22 protein-coding genes are annotated in these 17496 nt (G+C 42.0%); 17 read left to right on the top strand and 5 right to left on the bottom strand.

The window, feature by feature from the left end; genetic code table 11:
- Nucleotides 1-3: 3 nt before the first annotated feature.
- Entirely contained in the window at nt 4-219 is a 216-nt protein-coding gene (locus M3085_RS06660) for a hypothetical protein (protein WP_249052574.1), read from the bottom strand.
- A gap of 168 nt (nt 220-387) precedes the next feature.
- Between M3085_RS06660 and M3085_RS06665 the strand changes: the two genes are divergently transcribed.
- The 17 genes from M3085_RS06665 (at nt 388) to M3085_RS06745 (ending at nt 12486) form a co-directional block, all read left to right on the top strand.
- Nucleotides 388-687, top strand: a complete 300-nt coding sequence (locus M3085_RS06665; protein WP_249052575.1) for a helix-turn-helix transcriptional regulator — start codon at nt 388-390, stop codon at nt 685-687.
- Between the two features lie 7 nt (nt 688-694).
- Entirely contained in the window at nt 695-1699 is a 1005-nt protein-coding gene (locus tag M3085_RS06670; RefSeq protein ID WP_249052576.1) for a hypothetical protein, read from the top strand.
- A 58-nt stretch (nt 1700-1757) separates the two neighbouring features.
- Nucleotides 1758-2138, top strand: a complete 381-nt coding sequence (locus M3085_RS06675) for a hypothetical protein (protein ID WP_249052577.1) — start codon at nt 1758-1760, stop codon at nt 2136-2138.
- 238 nt (nt 2139-2376) lie between these two features.
- Nucleotides 2377-2736, top strand: coding sequence for a DUF6864 domain-containing function (locus M3085_RS06680; protein WP_249052578.1), 360 nt, complete (start codon nt 2377-2379; stop codon nt 2734-2736).
- A gap of 1 nt (nt 2737) precedes the next feature.
- Nucleotides 2738-3052 (top strand): hypothetical protein, encoded by a 315-nt coding sequence (locus tag M3085_RS06685; RefSeq protein ID WP_249052579.1) that lies wholly within the window; start codon nt 2738-2740, stop codon nt 3050-3052.
- A 4-nt stretch (nt 3053-3056) separates the two neighbouring features.
- On the top strand, nt 3057-3659 hold the full coding sequence (locus M3085_RS06690) for a hypothetical protein (protein ID WP_249052580.1): 603 nt from the start codon (nt 3057-3059) through the stop codon (nt 3657-3659).
- Nucleotides 3660-3688: 29 nt separating this feature from the next.
- Entirely contained in the window at nt 3689-4693 is a 1005-nt protein-coding gene (locus tag M3085_RS06695; protein WP_249052581.1) for a hypothetical protein, read from the top strand.
- A gap of 18 nt (nt 4694-4711) precedes the next feature.
- Entirely contained in the window at nt 4712-4921 is a 210-nt protein-coding gene (locus M3085_RS06700) for a hypothetical protein (protein WP_249052582.1), read from the top strand.
- A 309-nt stretch (nt 4922-5230) separates the two neighbouring features.
- Nucleotides 5231-5830 carry an NUDIX hydrolase gene (locus M3085_RS06705; RefSeq protein ID WP_178256379.1) on the top strand — a complete coding sequence of 200 codons (600 nt, stop codon included), beginning with the start codon at nt 5231-5233 and terminating at the stop codon, nt 5828-5830.
- Between the two features lie 312 nt (nt 5831-6142).
- Nucleotides 6143-6664 carry a C40 family peptidase gene (locus M3085_RS06710; protein ID WP_249052583.1) on the top strand — a complete coding sequence of 174 codons (522 nt, stop codon included), beginning with the start codon at nt 6143-6145 and terminating at the stop codon, nt 6662-6664.
- Between the two features lie 41 nt (nt 6665-6705).
- Nucleotides 6706-7590: a DUF4858 domain-containing protein gene (locus M3085_RS06715; RefSeq protein ID WP_239466542.1), complete on the top strand. Its 885-nt coding sequence runs from the start codon at nt 6706-6708 to the stop codon at nt 7588-7590.
- A gap of 109 nt (nt 7591-7699) precedes the next feature.
- On the top strand, nt 7700-8641 hold the full coding sequence (gene pyrB / locus M3085_RS06720; RefSeq protein WP_178256377.1) for an aspartate carbamoyltransferase: 942 nt from the start codon (nt 7700-7702) through the stop codon (nt 8639-8641).
- A 13-nt stretch (nt 8642-8654) separates the two neighbouring features.
- Complete coding sequence (gene pyrI / locus M3085_RS06725) at nt 8655-9113, top strand: aspartate carbamoyltransferase regulatory subunit (protein ID WP_178256376.1); 459 nt, start codon at nt 8655-8657, stop codon at nt 9111-9113.
- A gap of 3 nt (nt 9114-9116) precedes the next feature.
- Nucleotides 9117-9683: a flavin reductase family protein gene (locus M3085_RS06730; protein ID WP_204500578.1), complete on the top strand. Its 567-nt coding sequence runs from the start codon at nt 9117-9119 to the stop codon at nt 9681-9683.
- Nucleotides 9684-9686: 3 nt separating this feature from the next.
- Nucleotides 9687-10424 carry a porin family protein gene (locus M3085_RS06735; RefSeq protein ID WP_178256374.1) on the top strand — a complete coding sequence of 246 codons (738 nt, stop codon included), beginning with the start codon at nt 9687-9689 and terminating at the stop codon, nt 10422-10424.
- Nucleotides 10425-10460: 36 nt separating this feature from the next.
- Nucleotides 10461-11741 carry a serine hydroxymethyltransferase gene (gene glyA, locus M3085_RS06740; RefSeq protein WP_178256373.1) on the top strand — a complete coding sequence of 427 codons (1281 nt, stop codon included), beginning with the start codon at nt 10461-10463 and terminating at the stop codon, nt 11739-11741.
- 28 nt (nt 11742-11769) lie between these two features.
- A complete protein-coding gene (locus M3085_RS06745) occupies nt 11770-12486 on the top strand; it encodes an OmpA family protein (RefSeq protein ID WP_178256372.1) in 717 nt (238 codons plus the stop codon).
- 116 nt (nt 12487-12602) lie between these two features.
- Here M3085_RS06745 and M3085_RS06750 read toward each other — a convergent pair whose 3' ends face one another.
- From M3085_RS06750 to M3085_RS06765, 4 genes are all read right to left on the bottom strand, one after another.
- A complete protein-coding gene (locus tag M3085_RS06750) occupies nt 12603-14300 on the bottom strand; it encodes an alpha-amylase family glycosyl hydrolase (protein WP_249052584.1) in 1698 nt (565 codons plus the stop codon).
- A 309-nt stretch (nt 14301-14609) separates the two neighbouring features.
- Entirely contained in the window at nt 14610-15497 is an 888-nt protein-coding gene (gene fabD / locus M3085_RS06755; protein ID WP_249052585.1) for an ACP S-malonyltransferase, read from the bottom strand.
- Between the two features lie 51 nt (nt 15498-15548).
- Complete coding sequence (thiD, locus tag M3085_RS06760; RefSeq protein WP_249052586.1) at nt 15549-16382, bottom strand: bifunctional hydroxymethylpyrimidine kinase/phosphomethylpyrimidine kinase; 834 nt, start codon at nt 16380-16382, stop codon at nt 15549-15551.
- Between the two features lie 12 nt (nt 16383-16394).
- Nucleotides 16395-17480: an HpaII family restriction endonuclease gene (locus M3085_RS06765; RefSeq protein ID WP_249052587.1), complete on the bottom strand. Its 1086-nt coding sequence runs from the start codon at nt 17478-17480 to the stop codon at nt 16395-16397.
- Nucleotides 17481-17496 lie beyond the last annotated feature (16 nt).

Genomic DNA, 17496 nt, shown 5'->3' on the forward strand with positions numbered 1-17496 from the left:
AGTTTATCCTAATCTCGTTACAATACATCCGTCAATGTTCTTCCTTGCCGAGCAGGTGTAGTTGTAGCCCTCTTTCCGCAGCCTGTGGCAGGCGTTGTACACGCTCGAAATCCTGAACTCCTTTTCCCTGATGTGGAGTTCGCTGCCTATAGCCATGCTCCGCAGGGTTTCGGCAAGCTCCCTGCTTTTAATTTTTTTAACCACTATTCTTTCCGTCATAAAACAAGTTTTGAATATCTTTAAAAATTATTGTTTGAACTTTACTCGTGAAACTTTGTTTGAGTAGTTTCATGATGCAAATATAACACATATCGTGTTATTTGCAATGATGTAACATGATAAATAATTTGATTTGAATTTATTTAGAAATAGTAAAAATAATATAGTATGGAAAGTGTTGTTATAGAAAGACTTAGATTGTATCTTAAAAATAAGGGGATAAAGAACAGAGAAGTAGCTTCTTTTATAGGCATATCTGAAACTACCTTGAACAACAAACTCAATGGAACAAGGAGTTTGGATTTGGACACACTATTGAATATCATAATTCATTTTGAAGATTTATCCGTGGAATGGTTGTTGCGTGGTAGTGGTGATATGTTCAAGCCTGATAAAGAACTTCAAACGAAGGCGAAGAGAGAGTTTACGATTATTATTGATGAAAATGGTTTCTTGAAAATTAAATAAAACAACAATGAATAAAATAACATATTTATTGGGGGCTGGCGCAAGCTATGGCGAACGTTCCAAATCTGGAGAGATAATAAAAGGTGTTCCTATTATTTCAGAATTTGAAAAGGCGATAAAGTTTGTAATAGATTCATTAATTAATATATATAATGGTCCTTATTCAAACAATATTATAAAAGAAATTATCAATAAAATCCATGAAGAATTGCGATGGCTGGCGGATAAATGTAAAGAATATCCAACCATTGATACGTATGCAAAAATGTTATATGTAACTGATAGAAAGGTAGATTACGAACGTTTAAAAAGGATTCTTGCTATATTTTTGACACTTGAACAATTTTTTGTTCCACGAGATTTACGATATGACGGGTTCATCGCTTCTCTGATAGATAATTCAGGTGCACTTCCGCCAATAGATATTTTAACATGGAATTATGACGTTCAATTTGAATTAGCTTATAAAGATTATTTAAATGGACCCAAAAACATTTCTTATTTGTGGGACAATTTAAATGTAATAAATAAAACCATTGAAACTGATAAAATGAATGCAAATGGCTTTTCTATTACTAAACTTAACGGAATGGCTTTATTTATTGATAAAGATGATAGTAGTTTGATGGATTTGTTTAGTGATAAGTATGATAATATTGCATCGAGACTTGCTGTATTCAATAAAATTTCAAAGTATAACAACTTATATAACAATACGCTTTCTTATTCTTGGGAACACAATAATTATTTCATGTCTAAAATAGCAGAACGAGTAAAAGAGACAACATCGCTAATTGTCATAGGTTATTCTTTTCCTTATGTAAATAGAGATGTAGATAGAGAAATACTGCAAAAAATGACTTCGTTGAGGAAAATATACATTCAAAATCCTAATGCTTCGGAAATTAAAGAAAGTATAGAAGCAACTTTATCTCCTATGCAGACGAAGAATATTGAGTTCGTATTTAAGGATAAGAATTTATCTCAATTCTTTATTCCGCCAGAATTGTAATACCACTTTAAGAAATAGAATACGTAACCCTTAGATAAGTAAATTAAACTACAATATCATGAAAGAAAAAATAAAACCTCCTTTGATAATTGTTAAGGATATAGATGTAAATATAAATTGGTTTGTAGGAGTTTCTATTTTGCAGTTGTCAGAAATATTATCTATGCCATGTTCTACTTTGATGAGAATAATCAAACAAAAAAATGGTTGGATAGATGCTATTTCCAATGATTATATTTTAGAAGAAAAGGATTTACTCCCATTATCGGATTTTTTGCAAGCAGCATATAATGCTAAATTGAGGAAAGATAAACAGCAAAGAATTTTTAAAAGTGATGTAGAATACTATAATAGAAAATGGGTTGCGGAAAAGACAAAACCATCTTTAGGAGAAGAAGGAGATTACCGTAAACTTATTTATATACCAACAAAAACATAATAAAAGATTTGCTAATGAGTTTGATTCTTTGTGCAAATAGTTGTTTGAATAAAAATAAACGGCATAACAGTAAAAGGAATAAATAGATTTAAAGTATCAAGTCTGATAAAAGGCAAAGTAAATAGTACTGTAGTCCTTGAAACAAAAAGAGGTAACATTTTTAATTCTTATGAGTTAAATAGGGAATATAAATTTGTTGAATGAAGTTTTATTGCACTAATCAAAAATATTTAAAAATATGGAATTTAAAGAAAAGATAAGTGAATACACTATTATACACCATGGAGAAATAATTGTATATAACGACCAAGAAATCCAAATTGAACTAACAGATACTTCGGGTCCCTTGATTCTTAAAATACATTTTTTAAATTCGGGAGGTAGAGTCTCAAGTTTTACTTCAGAAGTAAATGAAAATGTACAGATTTTAACTTTTAAGAATTTTGAGAGAAACGAATCTTTGGGTGGTCTTTTTGAACCTGTAGAAATAGCCAAGATGGACGATGGCTCTTCATTGTATTTTAATTGTGCAATTTATACAGAAAATGCCAAAGATGGAGACAGATTGTTCAAATATTCATTCTTAAAAAGAGAATAAGATGCCAAAATGGAAAGAAAACAATGCTACAATATCTAATGATAAAATAAAATTAATCAGATGGAAATATGGAATCATCGGTCGGTTAATAGGTGTAGGTAATAATGCTAAACATTCTATCGTAACAATAATAATAATATGTTGTTTTGTTGCAGCTATAATTATTACCATTTTGGTCATAGTTAATTATTGGAAATTTAGAGATTGTGAGAATAAAGTTCCCGATATTGTTGGGGATTTGAAAGTTATATGGGAAATCATAACCCCTATAATAACTCTTGCTTTAGGTTATGAATTTGGCAAAAAGGAAAAATAAATTAATGAAACCACACGAACGTTGGGCGATATACCCTCTTCTGCTTTTCTCCCTTGTTGCCTCGGTGACAGCAATCTGCCGCACATGTCCGAGGACGGAGCTGGATTTCGATTACATGGGGCTGATAGTGGGAATATTGGCTTTGCTGGTAACGATGCTGATAGGATGGCAGATATACAATGCGTTGAGCTTAGAGCAAAAAGTTTCCAACATAAAGAAAGAGTATGACGGCTTAAAGGACAAAAGCGAAGCCCTTGCCCGGCAGCAGGAAAATATAAAGGTTTACAACGAGGCTTCGATGGAGTTCATTCAAGGGATGACAATGCTGTCAAATCGTAATTCCGTGAACCTTGCGGAAGCATATTGGATTCTCTCGTTAGCTCTACTTCATTATATAGAAGCTGATATTGATGTGGAAATCAATGCTGAAAATTGCCTTCGGAATATGGGTTATGCGTTGTCGGAAACTCCGGATAGGTGGCATTACGGGTCTCACAAAGCAGAAATAGACGGTATTATGGTTCAAATATGGGAGAAGAAAGGATTAAGTTGCAGGTTGGTGGAAATACTTTCCGGACTGGAGGTAGAAAGAAGAAATTATAGATAGTAGATTATAAACACAAAAAAATAAAGTATATGAAGAAAGTATTATTAATGGCAGTTATTCTGCCTATGCTTGCTGGATGTGGAAAAGAAGAAGTAGAGAACAACCCGGCAGAATCAGTTGACAACCCCAAAGAATACACTGTATCGTTAGGATTCAGCGGGGAGATTACCGACATTACCGAATCGCCATTAAACAGGGCGGAAGGAGGCAATAATACCGATTTGTACGGCATACAGGTGTACTCAACATCTACCGATTCATACGATTACAAGCCATACGCATACGGGCTGTTTAACAAAAAGGAAAGTATGGTAATAAAGCTGGTGGAAGGGTACAAATACAAGTTTGTCGCTACAATGGTAGTGGATGGGAAAGAGAAAGTCTATTTTCTCGGAGATAACAGATATTTAAATCCTTTTAGTGGAGGTGCAGAATCAAGTGAAATGTTGTTGAATAATGTATTCACGCTCTCGGCTAACAATGAGTATGATAACTTGGAAATTGGAAGTACATATTTGAGAAATCCAAATAAAATTTTTCATAGACCAAATATCGAGCGTTATTACGGGGAAACAGAAGGTTATGTTCCGTCATCGGACGGGCAGGTGTCAATCGACATGAAGAGGGTTTCGTTCGGGGCAAAATTCGTAGCTGAAGGATTGAGCGAAGGGAAACTTACCATTCAAATGAATGAATCTCCCGACATGGAAATAGTTTATCCGGAAACAGAAGTGCAGGATATTTTTACGTTTTCAAATTTATCTTATAATGGTACTACATGGACTAACAACGATTACTCCGAAGAAGTTCCTGTAATTATCACGTGGCAGAAGAATGACGGGGCATCCGTTCCGGTGGCATCACGCAACATCACTTTCAAAAGAAACAAACTGACCACTGTCAATGTCAAGGTGACGAACAGCTCCGTTGATAACGGGATAGACATAACGACCGACAACGAAGAAATGCAGGCTGGGGACACCATTGTTATAGGCGCGTCCGGATCGGAAGATACGGGGGTGGATGTGAATTGAATATAAAAATAAATAGTTATGTTAAATGTCTTACTTTCAGTCGTACTCCTTGTATTCGGGGTATTGCAAATCATCCTGTTCTTCAAATTATGGGGAATGACAAACGATGTGCGTTCGCTAAAAGACAAATATACGGCAAGTAATAAAGAACTTGAATACTATATCAAGTCAATAAATGAGTATTTGAGAAAAATCGAAACATCAAACAAGAAAGAAGGTTCGGAATAACTGTTTTGCGAATTGTTTTACTATTGTTTTAGCAAAATAATGTGTATAATTTTATAACTAATTGGTAATAAATTATATACAAACGACTACACATCAGCTTCCCAAGCTGAGGGTCACGGGTTCGAGTCCCGCTTGCCGCTCCCTACGAAAATCAAGGAGTTACGATAAAAAGTAACTCCTTTTTTTTGTTGTAATTCGTCTAAATAGAACGGCATATTGCGGCATATTACGGCGTTTTTCGTACATTTACGGTGCAAATCTGATGCAAATGGAATAAGCAAAACGTACTAACCTTAATAAATCTCTAATATGGCAACTGCTGATTTTTACCTTGACACGCGGCGGATAAAAGAAAACAATCAAGACCGGAAGTGGGAAATTATAAAAAGTGAATATCTGATAAAACGTCCGTGGCTTACGGCACGGAAAGACCATGTGCGACTGCCGACCGGGGTGGAAAACAAGGAGTATTATGTGTTGGAGTATCCTGATTGGGTAAATGTCATCGCCATAACAAAGGACGGGAGTTTCTTGATGGAGCGGCAATATCGCCACGGTATCGGGCTGACGAGTTACGAAATTTGTGCTGGAGTATGCGAGCCGGGAGAGACACCGCTCGAATCGGCAAAACGGGAACTGTATGAAGAAACCGGATTCGGCGGCGGAGAATGGAAACCGTACATGGAAATATCTGCTAATACCAGCACCATGACCAATATTTGTCATTGCTTCGTTGCCACCGGCGTAGAGCCTGTTTCTACCCAACATCTGGAAGATACCGAAGATATATCCATTCATCTGCTTACGAAAGAAGAGGTGTATGAGCTGTTGCGTACAGACCGCATCAAACAATCGCTCATGGCTGCTCCTTTGTGGAAATATTTCAGTGAGCATCCCGTCAAAGTGTAAAATAAATTCATACCTCGCTTTTCTCCTCAAAACACTAACGGTAGTGTATCCTGTTCCATGCGGTTGCGTTCATTGGTTCTACCCATAAGACTGGGTCGTCCTATGGGTAGAATTTTTGCAGGCTCTAAGAGCCCGCTATCATCCTCGTAAAAACGGAAAAAACATCCTCGAAAACAATTCCCAAACTAAGGCAGAGTAAAATTTAAACAAGCTATTAGACTTCATGAATAAAATAAAAATTGTCTAAACAGCAAAAACATGCTATACTTATTTTCTATACATTTGCTCCGATAAGATTAAAAGAGAGAGCAAATGTGCAGACGCTTCAAACATATTTCTTTATGGGTAGGCATTATCATTACGATGGTTCTGACCTCTTGTGGTACGCGCGCTCCACGTTATGATTTTCAGGCACTTGCCCATGCTGCAGTAAGGCTCGACATGGATATCGACGAGAAAGATAACCATGCCTTGTATATAGAAGCAGCGCGGTGGATGGGAGTTCCCTATCGTTACGGAGGAAAGACTATGCGCGGGGTGGATTGTTCCGGACTGACTACGCAAATTTACAAGAAAGTTTATCGTAAGAAGTTGAAAAACAATGCCGATGACCAACGTACGCAAGACTGTCGGAAGGTAACGAAAGGAAAGCTGGAGGAAGGCGATTTGGTTTTCTTTCATAACGGCAGAAGCAAACGCAGGGCTACCCATGTGGGGATTTATCTGAAAGACGGAAAATTTATTCATGCCAGCAGCAGTCAGGGGGTGATTATCAGCCGGGTAAATGACACTTATTATAAAAAATGCTGGATGCAAGGCGGAAGGGTGAAATGATTATGCAAGGAATATCTAATGTTAACAATACCGTAAAATTAATGGTTGGAATCTTTTTGGGGATAGGAATAAACACGGTTTCGGCTCAGACGCAAACGGACGATAAAGAGTTGCGCCTGAACAAAGACGTTGTAAAAATGATTCAATTTGATTTCAGCGGTATGGAGGTGCCGGAATCTCAGCCGGAAGAAGCTCCGGTTGATAAAAAATGGATGAACTTTAAAACAGATATCGGTATTCCCCGCAGCCTGCTCGACACTACGATTGTAAAAAAGCCCGAAGGGTATATCCGCCTGCTGCCATATAGCATTTGGACACGCTTTGGCGACGACCCCGTTTACGACGTACTCATCGTGGGCAGGAAGAAAGAAAGGGAAATGACGTGGAAGCTGTCGAGCAGTATTTATAAAGATGAGTACGGAAGAACCATTCTTCCATCGCCGGGCAGAATGTATGAAAGCGTGGGAGGCTCGGCGGGAGCAGGCGTGGCAATTACCGTCGATTTCAACAAATTTCTTACCGAGAACCTGACGCGCCGCGGACGTATGCTCCGGCATAACCGCAAGTATGCCAATGCATGGAAGATTTATAAGGATTATCAGCCCACGAAAGAAGACAGCTTGAAATTCCCGAACTTCTACCGTTGGATGCAAGCATCCGCAAGTTTAACGGATTCGGTAAAGCCCGACTCATTAACCCATATTCCATCCGTAGCGGCAAAAGACACTCTGCCCAAAGTCCAACCCGTCAAGCGGAAATCGCAGGCAGACGAGCCGGAATCGGCAGGCGACTGGTACAAGTACATTCGCAGAAAACAGGCGGAAGACTCTGTACGCCAGAAAGAATTTTTCCGCAAAGACAAAGTGAGACAAAATGCTTACGAGCTTGAACAACAAACAAGATACCTGAAAGACCTGCAAAATTAATCACTATTCCTTCTGTTCGGGCAAAAGAAATCTGATGAAAAGAATGGCAAATTTATTTTTTTTGTCTACCTTTGAATTCCGGTATTAATGCAATAAGAAAACCGAAAATATGGAAAATAGAAGTTTAGTTACGATTGCCAATCACTCCAAAGAACGTATCCTTTATCTGTTGGAAATGGCAAAAGAGTTTGAGAAGAAGCCTAACCGTCGCTTACTGGCCGAGAAAGTGGTTGCGACTCTTTTCTTCGAACCTTCCACTCGCACGCGGTTAAGTTTTGAAACGGCGGCAAATCGCTTAGGAGCAAGAGTTATCGGATTCACCGACCCGAAAGTAACCAGCTCGTCGAAGGGCGAAACGCTGAAAGACACCATCATGATGGTGAGTAATTATGCCGATATCATCGTGATGCGTCACTATCTGGAAGGGGCTGCACGCTACGCCAGCGAAATAGCGCCCGTACCTATCGTCAATGCCGGAGACGGGGCAAACCAGCATCCCTCTCAAACGATGCTCGACCTCTATTCTATTTATAAAACGCAAGGGACGCTGGATAATCTGAATATCTATTTGGTAGGAGACTTGAAATACGGACGCACCGTTCACTCCTTGCTGATGGCTATGCGCCATTTTAACCCTACTTTCCATTTCATTGCGCCTACGGAACTGAGAATGCCGGAAGAATACAAACTGTATTGTCAGGAGCATAACATTAAATACATCGAACATACCGACTTTACGGAAGACACGATTGCAGATGCTGACATCTTATACATGACACGTGTCCAGCGCGAGCGGTTTACTGACCTGATGGAATACGAACGGGTAAAAGATTTGTATATCTTAAATGGTAAGATGCTGGGTAAAACCCGTCCTAATTTGCGTATCTTACATCCTCTGCCCCGAGTAAATGAAATTACTTACGATGTAGATGAAAGCCCGAAAGCATATTACTTTCAGCAAGCTCAGAACGGATTATATGCTCGTGAAGCTATTCTTTGCGACGTGTTGGGCATTACATTGGATGAAGTGAAAGCGGATACTAACAAATAAAAAAACAAAACCTATGAGCGATAAAAAAGAATTACAAGTAGCCGCTCTCAAGAATGGAACGGTTATCGATCATATCCCCTCCGATAAATTATTTACGGTGGTGTCGTTGCTCGATTTGCAGCACATGGAAACAAATATTACCATCGGCAATAATTTTGAAAGTAAGAAGTTAGGCAAAAAAGGTATTATCAAGATTGCCGACCGTTTTTTTACGGATGAAGAAATCAGCCGCTTGTCGGTAGTTGCCCCGAATGTCAAACTGAATATTATCCGCGATTACGAGGTAGTAGAGAAAAAGCAGGTGGTTATGCCCGATGAGCTGAAAGGAATCGTGAAGTGCAACAACCCGAAATGTATCACCAACAACGAGCCGATGCAGACGTGGTTTCACGTAGTAAATAAAGAAAAAGGCCTGCTGAAATGTCATTACTGCGAAAAGGAACAGTTGAAGGATAATATTAAATTGCTTTAATAAATGAAAGAAGACTGGAAACCGGGTACGATGATTTATCCGCTTCCTGCGGTGTTGGTAAGTTGCGGAAGCAAGGAGGACGAATATAACATACTGACTGTAGCATGGACGGGTACGATTTGTACCAATCCTCCCATGTGTTATATCTCGGTTCGTCCGGAGCGTCACTCTTACCCCATATTGAAAAAGAATATGGAGTTTGTCATCAATCTGACCACCGAAGATATGGCGTTTGCTACGGATTGGTGCGGAGTACGTTCGGGAAGAAATTACAACAAATTTGAGGAGATGAAACTTACCCCGGGTAAAGCTACGATAGTAAATGCTCCGATTATCGAAGAGTCTCCCCTCTGCATCGAATGTCGCGTAAAAGAAATTGTTTCATTGGGCTCGCACGATATGTTCATTGCCGACGTAGTGAATGTGAAAGCCGATGATAAATATCTGGATAGTGAAACCGGTAAATTCGACCTTGCACGCGCTAATCTTCTGGTATATGCCCACGGCAATTACTACGGGATGGGCAAGAAAATCGGCAAGTTCGGATGGTCGGTCGAAAAGAAAAAATAGACAATGATTAAAAGTCTCGCTTTAGTTGGTTGCTTATCTGCTGTGTTGTCAGCATTTCCGCTGTATGCACAATCTCAGAGTGCGCCTATGGTTACGCTCCATAAATCGCTGGTAAGTGTGGGGGCAAAAGCGGGATTTAACTCTTCTATGTTTTTCAGCGATGAATTATCTGTCGATAACAAAAGAGTAGAAAATATCCAAAATAATTACAAAGTAGGATATTTTGCTACTCTCTTTTGTCGGTTTAACCTGAAAAAACATCATTTTATTCAGCCGGAGCTCTCTTATAACGTTTCGAAAGGGAGTATATCAATTCCTTATACACTGGCTAATTCTGAGATTATCCCTGAAAGTGCATTGATAAAAACCACCATTTCTTCTTTTGATTTGCCCATCCTCTATGGCTATAAGTTTATCGACGTATCTCCTTACGGGATGGCGTTTTTCGTAGGTCCGAAAGTAGCTTATATTTGGGACAAGCAAACAAAAAACGAATATTCTGGTTTTTATCAACAGGACATCCATGAAACCTTTCGTCGGTGGAATTACAGCGCGGTGGTAGGACTTGCCGTCAATGTATCGAATATCTTTTTCGATTTCCGCTATGAAGTCGGGTTGCATAATATGACCAAATCTGTCACTTACAATCGTTCGCTGACAGAATCTCCTTATAATGAGGGGAAAATACAAATAGAAAGACGACGGAACATTTTGAGTTTTTCTGTCGGACTTATTTTTTAACAAACAATTAAAATAGTAACTAATTTATAGAATATCATGAAAAGAGACGAACTGATTTTTGACATTATCGAGAAAGAACATCAACGCCAGTTGAAAGGTATCGAATTAATTGCTTCGGAAAACTTCGTGAGCAATCAGGTGATGGAAGCGATGGGGTCTTGTTTGACCAACAAATATGCCGAAGGTTATCCCGGTAAACGTTATTATGGAGGATGCGAAGTGGTAGACCAAAGCGAACAAATCGCAATCGACCGTTTGAAGCAGATTTTCGGTGCAGAATGGGCTAACGTACAGCCTCATTCGGGAGCACAGGCAAATGCCGCTGTTTTTCTGGCTGTACTGAATCCCGGTGACAAGTTCATGGGATTGAATCTGGCTCATGGCGGACATCTTTCTCACGGTTCTGCTGTTAATACTTCCGGCATTATTTATACGCCCTGCGAATATAATTTGAATAAGGAAACAGGACGTGTAGACTATGACCAGATGGAAGAAATTGCTTTGCGTGAACGTCCTAAGATGATCATCGGAGGAGGATCTGCCTACTCACGCGAATGGGACTATAAGCGTATGCGTGAAATAGCCGATAAAGTGGGTGCTATCTTTATGGTAGATATGGCGCATCCCGCCGGACTGATTGCAGCCGGACTGCTTGATAATCCGGTAAAATACGCTCACATCGTAACCTCTACTACGCATAAGACATTGCGTGGACCGCGCGGAGGTGTAATCATGATGGGTAAAGACTTTCCTAACCCGTGGGGAAAGAAGACTCCGAAGGGAGAAATCAAAATGATGTCTCAGCTGCTCGATTCTGCCGTATTCCCCGGCATACAGGGTGGTCCGCTGGAACACGTAATTGCTGCCAAAGCGGTAGCGTTCGGCGAATGCTTGCAGCCTGAATATAAGGAATACCAAAAGCAGGTGCAAAAGAATGCAAAGGTACTGGCACAGGCGCTGATGGACCGCGGGTTTACCATCGTGTCGGGAGGCACAGATAACCACTCGATGTTGGTTGATTTACGTACCAAATACCCCGATTTGACGGGTAAAGTGGCAGAAAAGGCGCTGGTATCGGCAGATATTACAGTAAACAAGAACATGGTACCGTTCGACACTCGTTCGGCATTCCAGACTTCCGGTATCCGTTTGGGTACGCCTGCCATTACAACACGCGGGGCGAAAGAAGATTTGATGTACGAAATAGCCGAAATGATTGAAACAGTACTTTCGAATGTTGACAATGAAGAGGTAATTGCTTCGGTTCGTAAACGTGTAAACGATACGATGAAAAATTACCCCATATTTGCTTATTGATTTATAAGAAACTTAAAAAACTAAGCGTATGAAAAAAATTAGCTTTATGGCTGTATTACTAAGCGCATGTTTAGTATTCAGCGGTTGTGGTATGACAAATACCGCGAAAGGCGGTATGATAGGCGGCGGAGGCGGCGCTGCATTGGGTGCTTTAGTGGGCGGTGTAATCGGACACGGTAAAGGCGCAGCCATCGGTGCGGCAGTAGGTACTGCTGTCGGTGCGGGAGCCGGTGTCTTGATTGGTAAAAAAATGGATAAAGCAGCTGCACAGGCTCAGCAAGTAGAGGGTGCAGAGGTAGAACAGGTAACCGACAATAATGGCTTGCAGGCTGTAAAGGTTACTTTTGATTCGGGCATTTTGTTCAGCACAGGTAATTCAACGCTCAGCCCTTCGGCACAGGCTTCATTGAGCAAATTTGCCAATAACGTGTTGAATCAGAACCGCGATATGGATGTAACCATTTACGGTTATACCGACAATCAGGGATGGAGAAACTCTACGGCGCAACAGAGCTATCAGAAAAACATGGATTTGTCTCAACAGCGTGCGCAGAGCGTATCAAGCTACTTGCTGTCATGCGGGGTCACTCCTACTCAGATTAAAACCGTACAGGGCTTGGGAGAAACAAATCCCGTGGCAGATAACTCTACCGAAGCCGGTCGTCAGGAAAATCGCCGCGTAGAAGTTTATATGTATGCCAGCCAGCAGATGATTCAACAGGCTGAAGCCGGTACGCTCCAGTAATGCCAATCGTCTTTCAACAAGCCTGTCGGTTTGTCGGAAGGCTATAAAAAATATCAGCATGTTTTTGAAAGGAAACATGCTGATATTTTTTATGACAAGATGTGCAGGTCAACGACTTAAAAAGTTATTTTCAGAATTTTTCCTCCCAAAGCCGGAAGATCCAAGTTCACAGTACGTTCCGGAGAAAAAGAAATGGTTTCTGTTTTTCCACTTAACAGTTCTTTCGCTTGACAAGCAGCTTGGGCAGGCATCTGCAAATAATCGAAGGCATGTTGCGGCAAATTAACAGACACGTGCATCGGCATTTCTGAAAAATTGACTACGATTAATAATACCTCTTTTCCATATTTGCGAAGGAAAGCATATTGTTTATGCTCGTCCATTTTCCAAGTATTCCGGTTGACATACATCAGGTCGAAAAACTCTCCTTTTGCAATGGCAGGCTCAGAATTACATAGCGTAAGAAGCCGGGTGTAAAAATGATGTAAATCTTTTTCCTTATCGTTCAACAGATGATCGTTAAAGCGTCCGTGGTTGTTCCAGCGGCGGATGCTGTCAATGCTCCAGTAATCGAAAATGGTAGTCCGCCCGTCGCGTCCGCTGAATCCTTCGCTATCCATGCCCGATTCGCCCAGTTCCTGACCGAAATAAATCATCATCGGATTGGTGTTCATACATGCGGAAACAATCATTGCAGGAATTGCCTTGAACGGATTTCCGGCAAAAAAATCGGAAGCAATACGCTGCTCGTCATGGTTTTCGAGGAAGTTCAGCATGTGACTCCAAATATCGTTCACACTTTGCCAGCAGGAAGTTATCGACGTGGCAGAAGCATATCCGCAAGTTACCGCACGCAAGGCGTCGTACAGTCCCACCTTGTCGTAAAGATAATCAAAATGACCGTTAAAGATATAGTTGCGATACTCATTCGGATTATACACTTCGGCAATGAATATCAGATTAGGGTAAACGGCTTTTACTTGCGGAATCGCCCAGCCCCAGAACTCACAGGGAACCATTTCCGCCATGTCGCAGCGGAATCCGTCGATACCCTTTGCTGCCCAGAACAGCAGAATATCTTTCATCTTATGCCACGTGTCGGGTATCGGGTCGAAATGACATCCGGTATTGCCGATATAGTCTACTCCGTAATTAAGTTTTACCGTTTCATACCAGTCATTGACGTTAGGAGTAGCATCAAAACGGTTATTTCCCGTAGCCTTTGCCGGCATTTCTTCGTAACGCCCGGCTTCGGCATCATACAGATTCAAGTCGCCCCCCAAAGCCTGTCCGGGAATGTAATAAAAGTTGTTGTTCGGGCTGAAAGCCTGTGTCTTATCATCGTTTTCTCCTAAGTCTTTCGTACCGGCAGGTTTTGCCAGCGAATGGTATTGACGGGCAACGTGATTGGGCACGAAGTCGATAATCATTTTCAAGCCGCTTTCGTGTGTGCGCTCTACCAGTGCGGCAAATTCTTCCATGCGCTTCTCCGGACGAACTGCGAGGTCGGGGTCTACATCATAATAATCTTTGATGGCATACGGCGAGCCTGCTTTCCCTTTTACAACGGCAGGATGGTCTTTCGGGATTCCATAAGCCGTATAGTCGGTTTGCGTAGCGTGAGCTATAATGCCTGTGTACCAGATATGCGTTGCACCCATCTTCTTAATGGCGTGTAGAGCCTGTTTCGTAAAGTCATCCATTTTGCCGCAGCCGTTTGTCCGGAGATCTCCGTTCTGCTGGCAGCACACGCTTGTATTTCCAAATAATCGGGTAAATACTTGGTAAATAATTATTTTTTCAGTGGTGTTCATAGTTGAATTAGTGAAGTGTCTTTTATATGGTTTTGTGATACAGAGCCTGTCAAACCTCTCCGCCTGCGAAAGAATTTCCCAATATCATGACTTGGGAAACACTACCGTTAGCGTCGGTCATCCCAAGCGGTAGAATGGTCCGGTTCTACCCATAGAAACCATCAGTCTTACGGGTAGTGTTTTCATGCCCCCGGTACGGTTTAAAACAAGTTAATAAAAAACACGGATTACGCAAACCCTTCCTTTTCTGTGTTGCAGAGCGAAAACGAAGCGGTTCGTGTAACCCGTGTCTTGCGCAGTTATGTAAGATTATAAAATGCCGTGCGCATTTACATTCTTATCTATCTTCTTGATTAATCCTTGCAAAACGGCTCCCGGACCACATTCTGTAAAGTCGTCGGCTCCGTCTGCCACCATGTTCTGCACCGTTTGTGTCCAGCGCACCGAAGCCGTAAGCTGAGCCACCAAGTTGGCCTTGATTTCGGCAGGGTCGGTGTGCGGTTTAGCATCCACGTTCTGATAAATCGGACATTTCGGTGTATGGAAATCGGTAGACTGGATAGCAGCTTCCAGCTCTACTTTGGCGGGTTCCATCAGCGGAGAGTGGAACGCCCCTCCTACCTTCAGCGGCAATGCGCGTTTGGCTCCGGCAGCTTTCATCAGTTCGCAAGCCTTATTGATGCCTTCGATAGAACCGGAGATAACAATCTGTCCCGGGCAGTTATAGTTGGCTGCCACGCATACTTCACCTTCGGCTGCCACCGATGCGCAGATTTCTTCTACTTTTTCATCAGGCAGAGCAATAATAGCTGCCATTGTTGAAGGCTGTGCTTCGCAGGCTTTCTGCATTGCCATCGCACGTGCGTATACCAATTTCAATCCGTCTTCAAACGACAACGCACTCGCAGCTACCAGCGCCGAGAACTCGCCCAAAGAGTGTCCGGCCGTCATTTCAGGCTGAAAAGCATCGCCCATACACAATGCTGAAATCACCGAGTGTAAGAATACAGCAGGCTGAGTAACCTTAGTCTGGCGCAGGTCTTCGTCTGTGCCTTCAAACATAATATCCGTAATTCGATAACCTAAAATATCGTTTGCTTTTTCAAACAGTTCTTTGGCAAGTGCAGAATTTTCGTATAAATCCTTGCCCATACCTACAAACTGAGCTCCCTGACCGGGAAATACAAATGCTTTCATATCTCTTTTTATTAATGTTACTGATGCAAAGGTAATGATTCTTTTGATATATTACTCATTTTCATTGAAAATGTGCATAGCCACGGGAGCGTGAAAATGATTTAGCGGTCCGTGTCCTTCTCCGATGTGAACGTTGCTTCCCGACAAAATCCCGCGGTAGACGTATTCTTTTGCCTTACGCACGGCTTCGGTCATCGGTTCGCCCAATGCCAAGTAGGTAGCAATGGCAGACGAGAGTGTACAGCCGGTTCCGTGTGTATTCCGGCTCTCTATTTTTTTCATTGTATAGAGGTGGGGAGCGGATTCGTTATTTATCTGAAGAACATCGCACATCTCTCCTTCCTCCAGATGTCCGCCCTTTACTAAAACAGCGGAACTGCCGTAATCCAATAGCTTACGGGCGGCGATTTTCATTCCTTCCACCCCTTCTATTTTACCGCCGGTCAAAACTTCTGCCTCACTCAGATTGGGAGTTATCAGCGTAGCCAGTGGCATCAGTTCGGTTGTCAATGCGTTGATAGCCGCATCTTCTATCAGCTTACAGCCGCTGGTTGAAACCATGACGGGGTCGAGCACCACAAAACGGGGAGAGAACTTACGGAGGGCATCTGCTATGACGTGTACAATTTCGTCATCGTTAATCATGCCTATTTTCACAGCCATCGGACGGATATCGGTCATAACGGCTTCTATCTGTCCCTTAACGTATTCAGGCGGCACAGGATGAATCCCTGTTACACCACAGGTATTCTGTACGGTAATTGCCGTAATAGCACTTGCTGCGTATGCTCCTAATGCAGATATCGCTTTGATGTCTGCCTGAATACCGGCTCCTCCGCTGCAATCCGAACCGGCTATGGTTAAAATACAAGGGTATGTTGTCATGATGTTTTTGCTCTATCGTTTCAGCAATCCTACCTTCAGATTAAGTTTGAAATAATAAGTTCCGTTCTCGCGCTCCAGATATCCATACTTGTCTTTCTCGGTAGAGCCTCGCTCCAAGCGGGTATTTTGGAAAAGGAAATCGGCGAATGTCTGGCGGAAAGCCCGTTGGTAACAAAGCACTTCACCGTCTCCCGTAACAAAAAGCAGTCCGGCGATTGCGCTGTCTGTACCTCTGTAAAGTTTAGCCGGACGCATACCGTTTGCCAAAGCCAGCAGAAACTCCTTTATCTTATATTCGTAAAAGCCGTGCTTGTTTATCAGTTCGTCTTTTATCTTTAAGGGATTCAACGATTTTATGGCTTCGGTCAAATCTGAGACCTTCGTTATGTCATCGAGCCACATCAGGCGGGTCATTTCTGCCAGCAACCGTCCCATGTGTAAATCAATCATCGACAGATTGCTGCGGAACACCTTATCCGCCACGTCGCTATACTTTAATACTCCTCCCAAGCGCTCAATCATCAACATGCGTCTCAATACATCGTCTTCCTCGCCCTCGGCATTGATTTTATTGATGGTGGGGACGGCGAACCGCACTCCGGTCTGCTCGAACTTGAAGTTGGCAGAGCGTCCTCCGTCCAGCAATGGGAACATCGTTCCCAAACGGGAACGCACGCACATTCCGGTCAGTGGGGCATCCTCGCTATAAAATGCCACACTGAAATCTGTCCGGTCGTCGGTTTTTGCTTCCAAATCATAGATAGCCACTTCATCCAAAAAGCCTTCTACCCCGTCGGGCGAAGTGACATCATCCGTCCTGCTATCGCGAACGCCATTCAATATCAGCTCGGCAACGGTTGCAAAGTCTTCGCGCGGAATCCGTTTGTCAATCTTATCGCCCTGAATGTGGATGTATTCTTTTTCGATGATGTAACGCCGTGTTCCGTCATGCTCTTCACGCTGAATCATAGCGACCGGGAAACGGCAGGTTTCATCTTTTCCGGCTTCGGGCGTACCTGCATGTACGTACCCGTCTGCCAACAGACGGAAAAACGCATACAGTTCGCCCCATTCTCTTTTTGTTGCTTCGAATGCCATCGTATTATTTTTAATA

This window comes from Bacteroides caecicola (assembly GCF_023337095.1).
Lineage (GTDB): Bacteria > Bacteroidota > Bacteroidia > Bacteroidales > Bacteroidaceae > Phocaeicola > Phocaeicola gallinarum.

Excerpts from the sequence above, each read along its gene's own strand:
- M3085_RS06660 (WP_249052574.1), bottom strand. The coding sequence starts at position 219 with ATGACGGAAAGAATAGTGGTTAAAAAAATTAAAAGCAGGGAGCTTGCC.
- M3085_RS06665 (WP_249052575.1), top strand. The coding sequence starts at position 388 with ATGGAAAGTGTTGTTATAGAAAGACTTAGATTGTATCTTAAAAATAAG.
- M3085_RS06670 (WP_249052576.1), top strand. The coding sequence starts at position 695 with ATGAATAAAATAACATATTTATTGGGGGCTGGCGCAAGCTATGGCGAA.
- M3085_RS06675 (WP_249052577.1), top strand. The coding sequence starts at position 1,758 with ATGAAAGAAAAAATAAAACCTCCTTTGATAATTGTTAAGGATATAGAT.
- M3085_RS06680 (WP_249052578.1), top strand. The coding sequence starts at position 2,377 with ATGGAATTTAAAGAAAAGATAAGTGAATACACTATTATACACCATGGA.
- M3085_RS06685 (WP_249052579.1), top strand. The coding sequence starts at position 2,738 with ATGCCAAAATGGAAAGAAAACAATGCTACAATATCTAATGATAAAATA.
- M3085_RS06690 (WP_249052580.1), top strand. The coding sequence starts at position 3,057 with ATGAAACCACACGAACGTTGGGCGATATACCCTCTTCTGCTTTTCTCC.
- M3085_RS06695 (WP_249052581.1), top strand. The coding sequence starts at position 3,689 with ATGAAGAAAGTATTATTAATGGCAGTTATTCTGCCTATGCTTGCTGGA.
- M3085_RS06700 (WP_249052582.1), top strand. The coding sequence starts at position 4,712 with ATGTTAAATGTCTTACTTTCAGTCGTACTCCTTGTATTCGGGGTATTG.
- M3085_RS06705 (WP_178256379.1), top strand. The coding sequence starts at position 5,231 with ATGGCAACTGCTGATTTTTACCTTGACACGCGGCGGATAAAAGAAAAC.
- M3085_RS06710 (WP_249052583.1), top strand. The coding sequence starts at position 6,143 with ATGTGCAGACGCTTCAAACATATTTCTTTATGGGTAGGCATTATCATT.
- M3085_RS06715 (WP_239466542.1), top strand. The coding sequence starts at position 6,706 with ATGGTTGGAATCTTTTTGGGGATAGGAATAAACACGGTTTCGGCTCAG.
- pyrB (WP_178256377.1), top strand. The coding sequence starts at position 7,700 with ATGGAAAATAGAAGTTTAGTTACGATTGCCAATCACTCCAAAGAACGT.
- pyrI (WP_178256376.1), top strand. The coding sequence starts at position 8,655 with ATGAGCGATAAAAAAGAATTACAAGTAGCCGCTCTCAAGAATGGAACG.
- M3085_RS06730 (WP_204500578.1), top strand. The coding sequence starts at position 9,117 with ATGAAAGAAGACTGGAAACCGGGTACGATGATTTATCCGCTTCCTGCG.
- M3085_RS06735 (WP_178256374.1), top strand. The coding sequence starts at position 9,687 with ATGATTAAAAGTCTCGCTTTAGTTGGTTGCTTATCTGCTGTGTTGTCA.
- glyA (WP_178256373.1), top strand. The coding sequence starts at position 10,461 with ATGAAAAGAGACGAACTGATTTTTGACATTATCGAGAAAGAACATCAA.
- M3085_RS06745 (WP_178256372.1), top strand. The coding sequence starts at position 11,770 with ATGAAAAAAATTAGCTTTATGGCTGTATTACTAAGCGCATGTTTAGTA.
- M3085_RS06750 (WP_249052584.1), bottom strand. The coding sequence starts at position 14,300 with ATGAACACCACTGAAAAAATAATTATTTACCAAGTATTTACCCGATTA.
- fabD (WP_249052585.1), bottom strand. The coding sequence starts at position 15,497 with ATGAAAGCATTTGTATTTCCCGGTCAGGGAGCTCAGTTTGTAGGTATG.
- thiD (WP_249052586.1), bottom strand. The coding sequence starts at position 16,382 with ATGACAACATACCCTTGTATTTTAACCATAGCCGGTTCGGATTGCAGC.
- M3085_RS06765 (WP_249052587.1), bottom strand. The coding sequence starts at position 17,480 with ATGGCATTCGAAGCAACAAAAAGAGAATGGGGCGAACTGTATGCGTTT.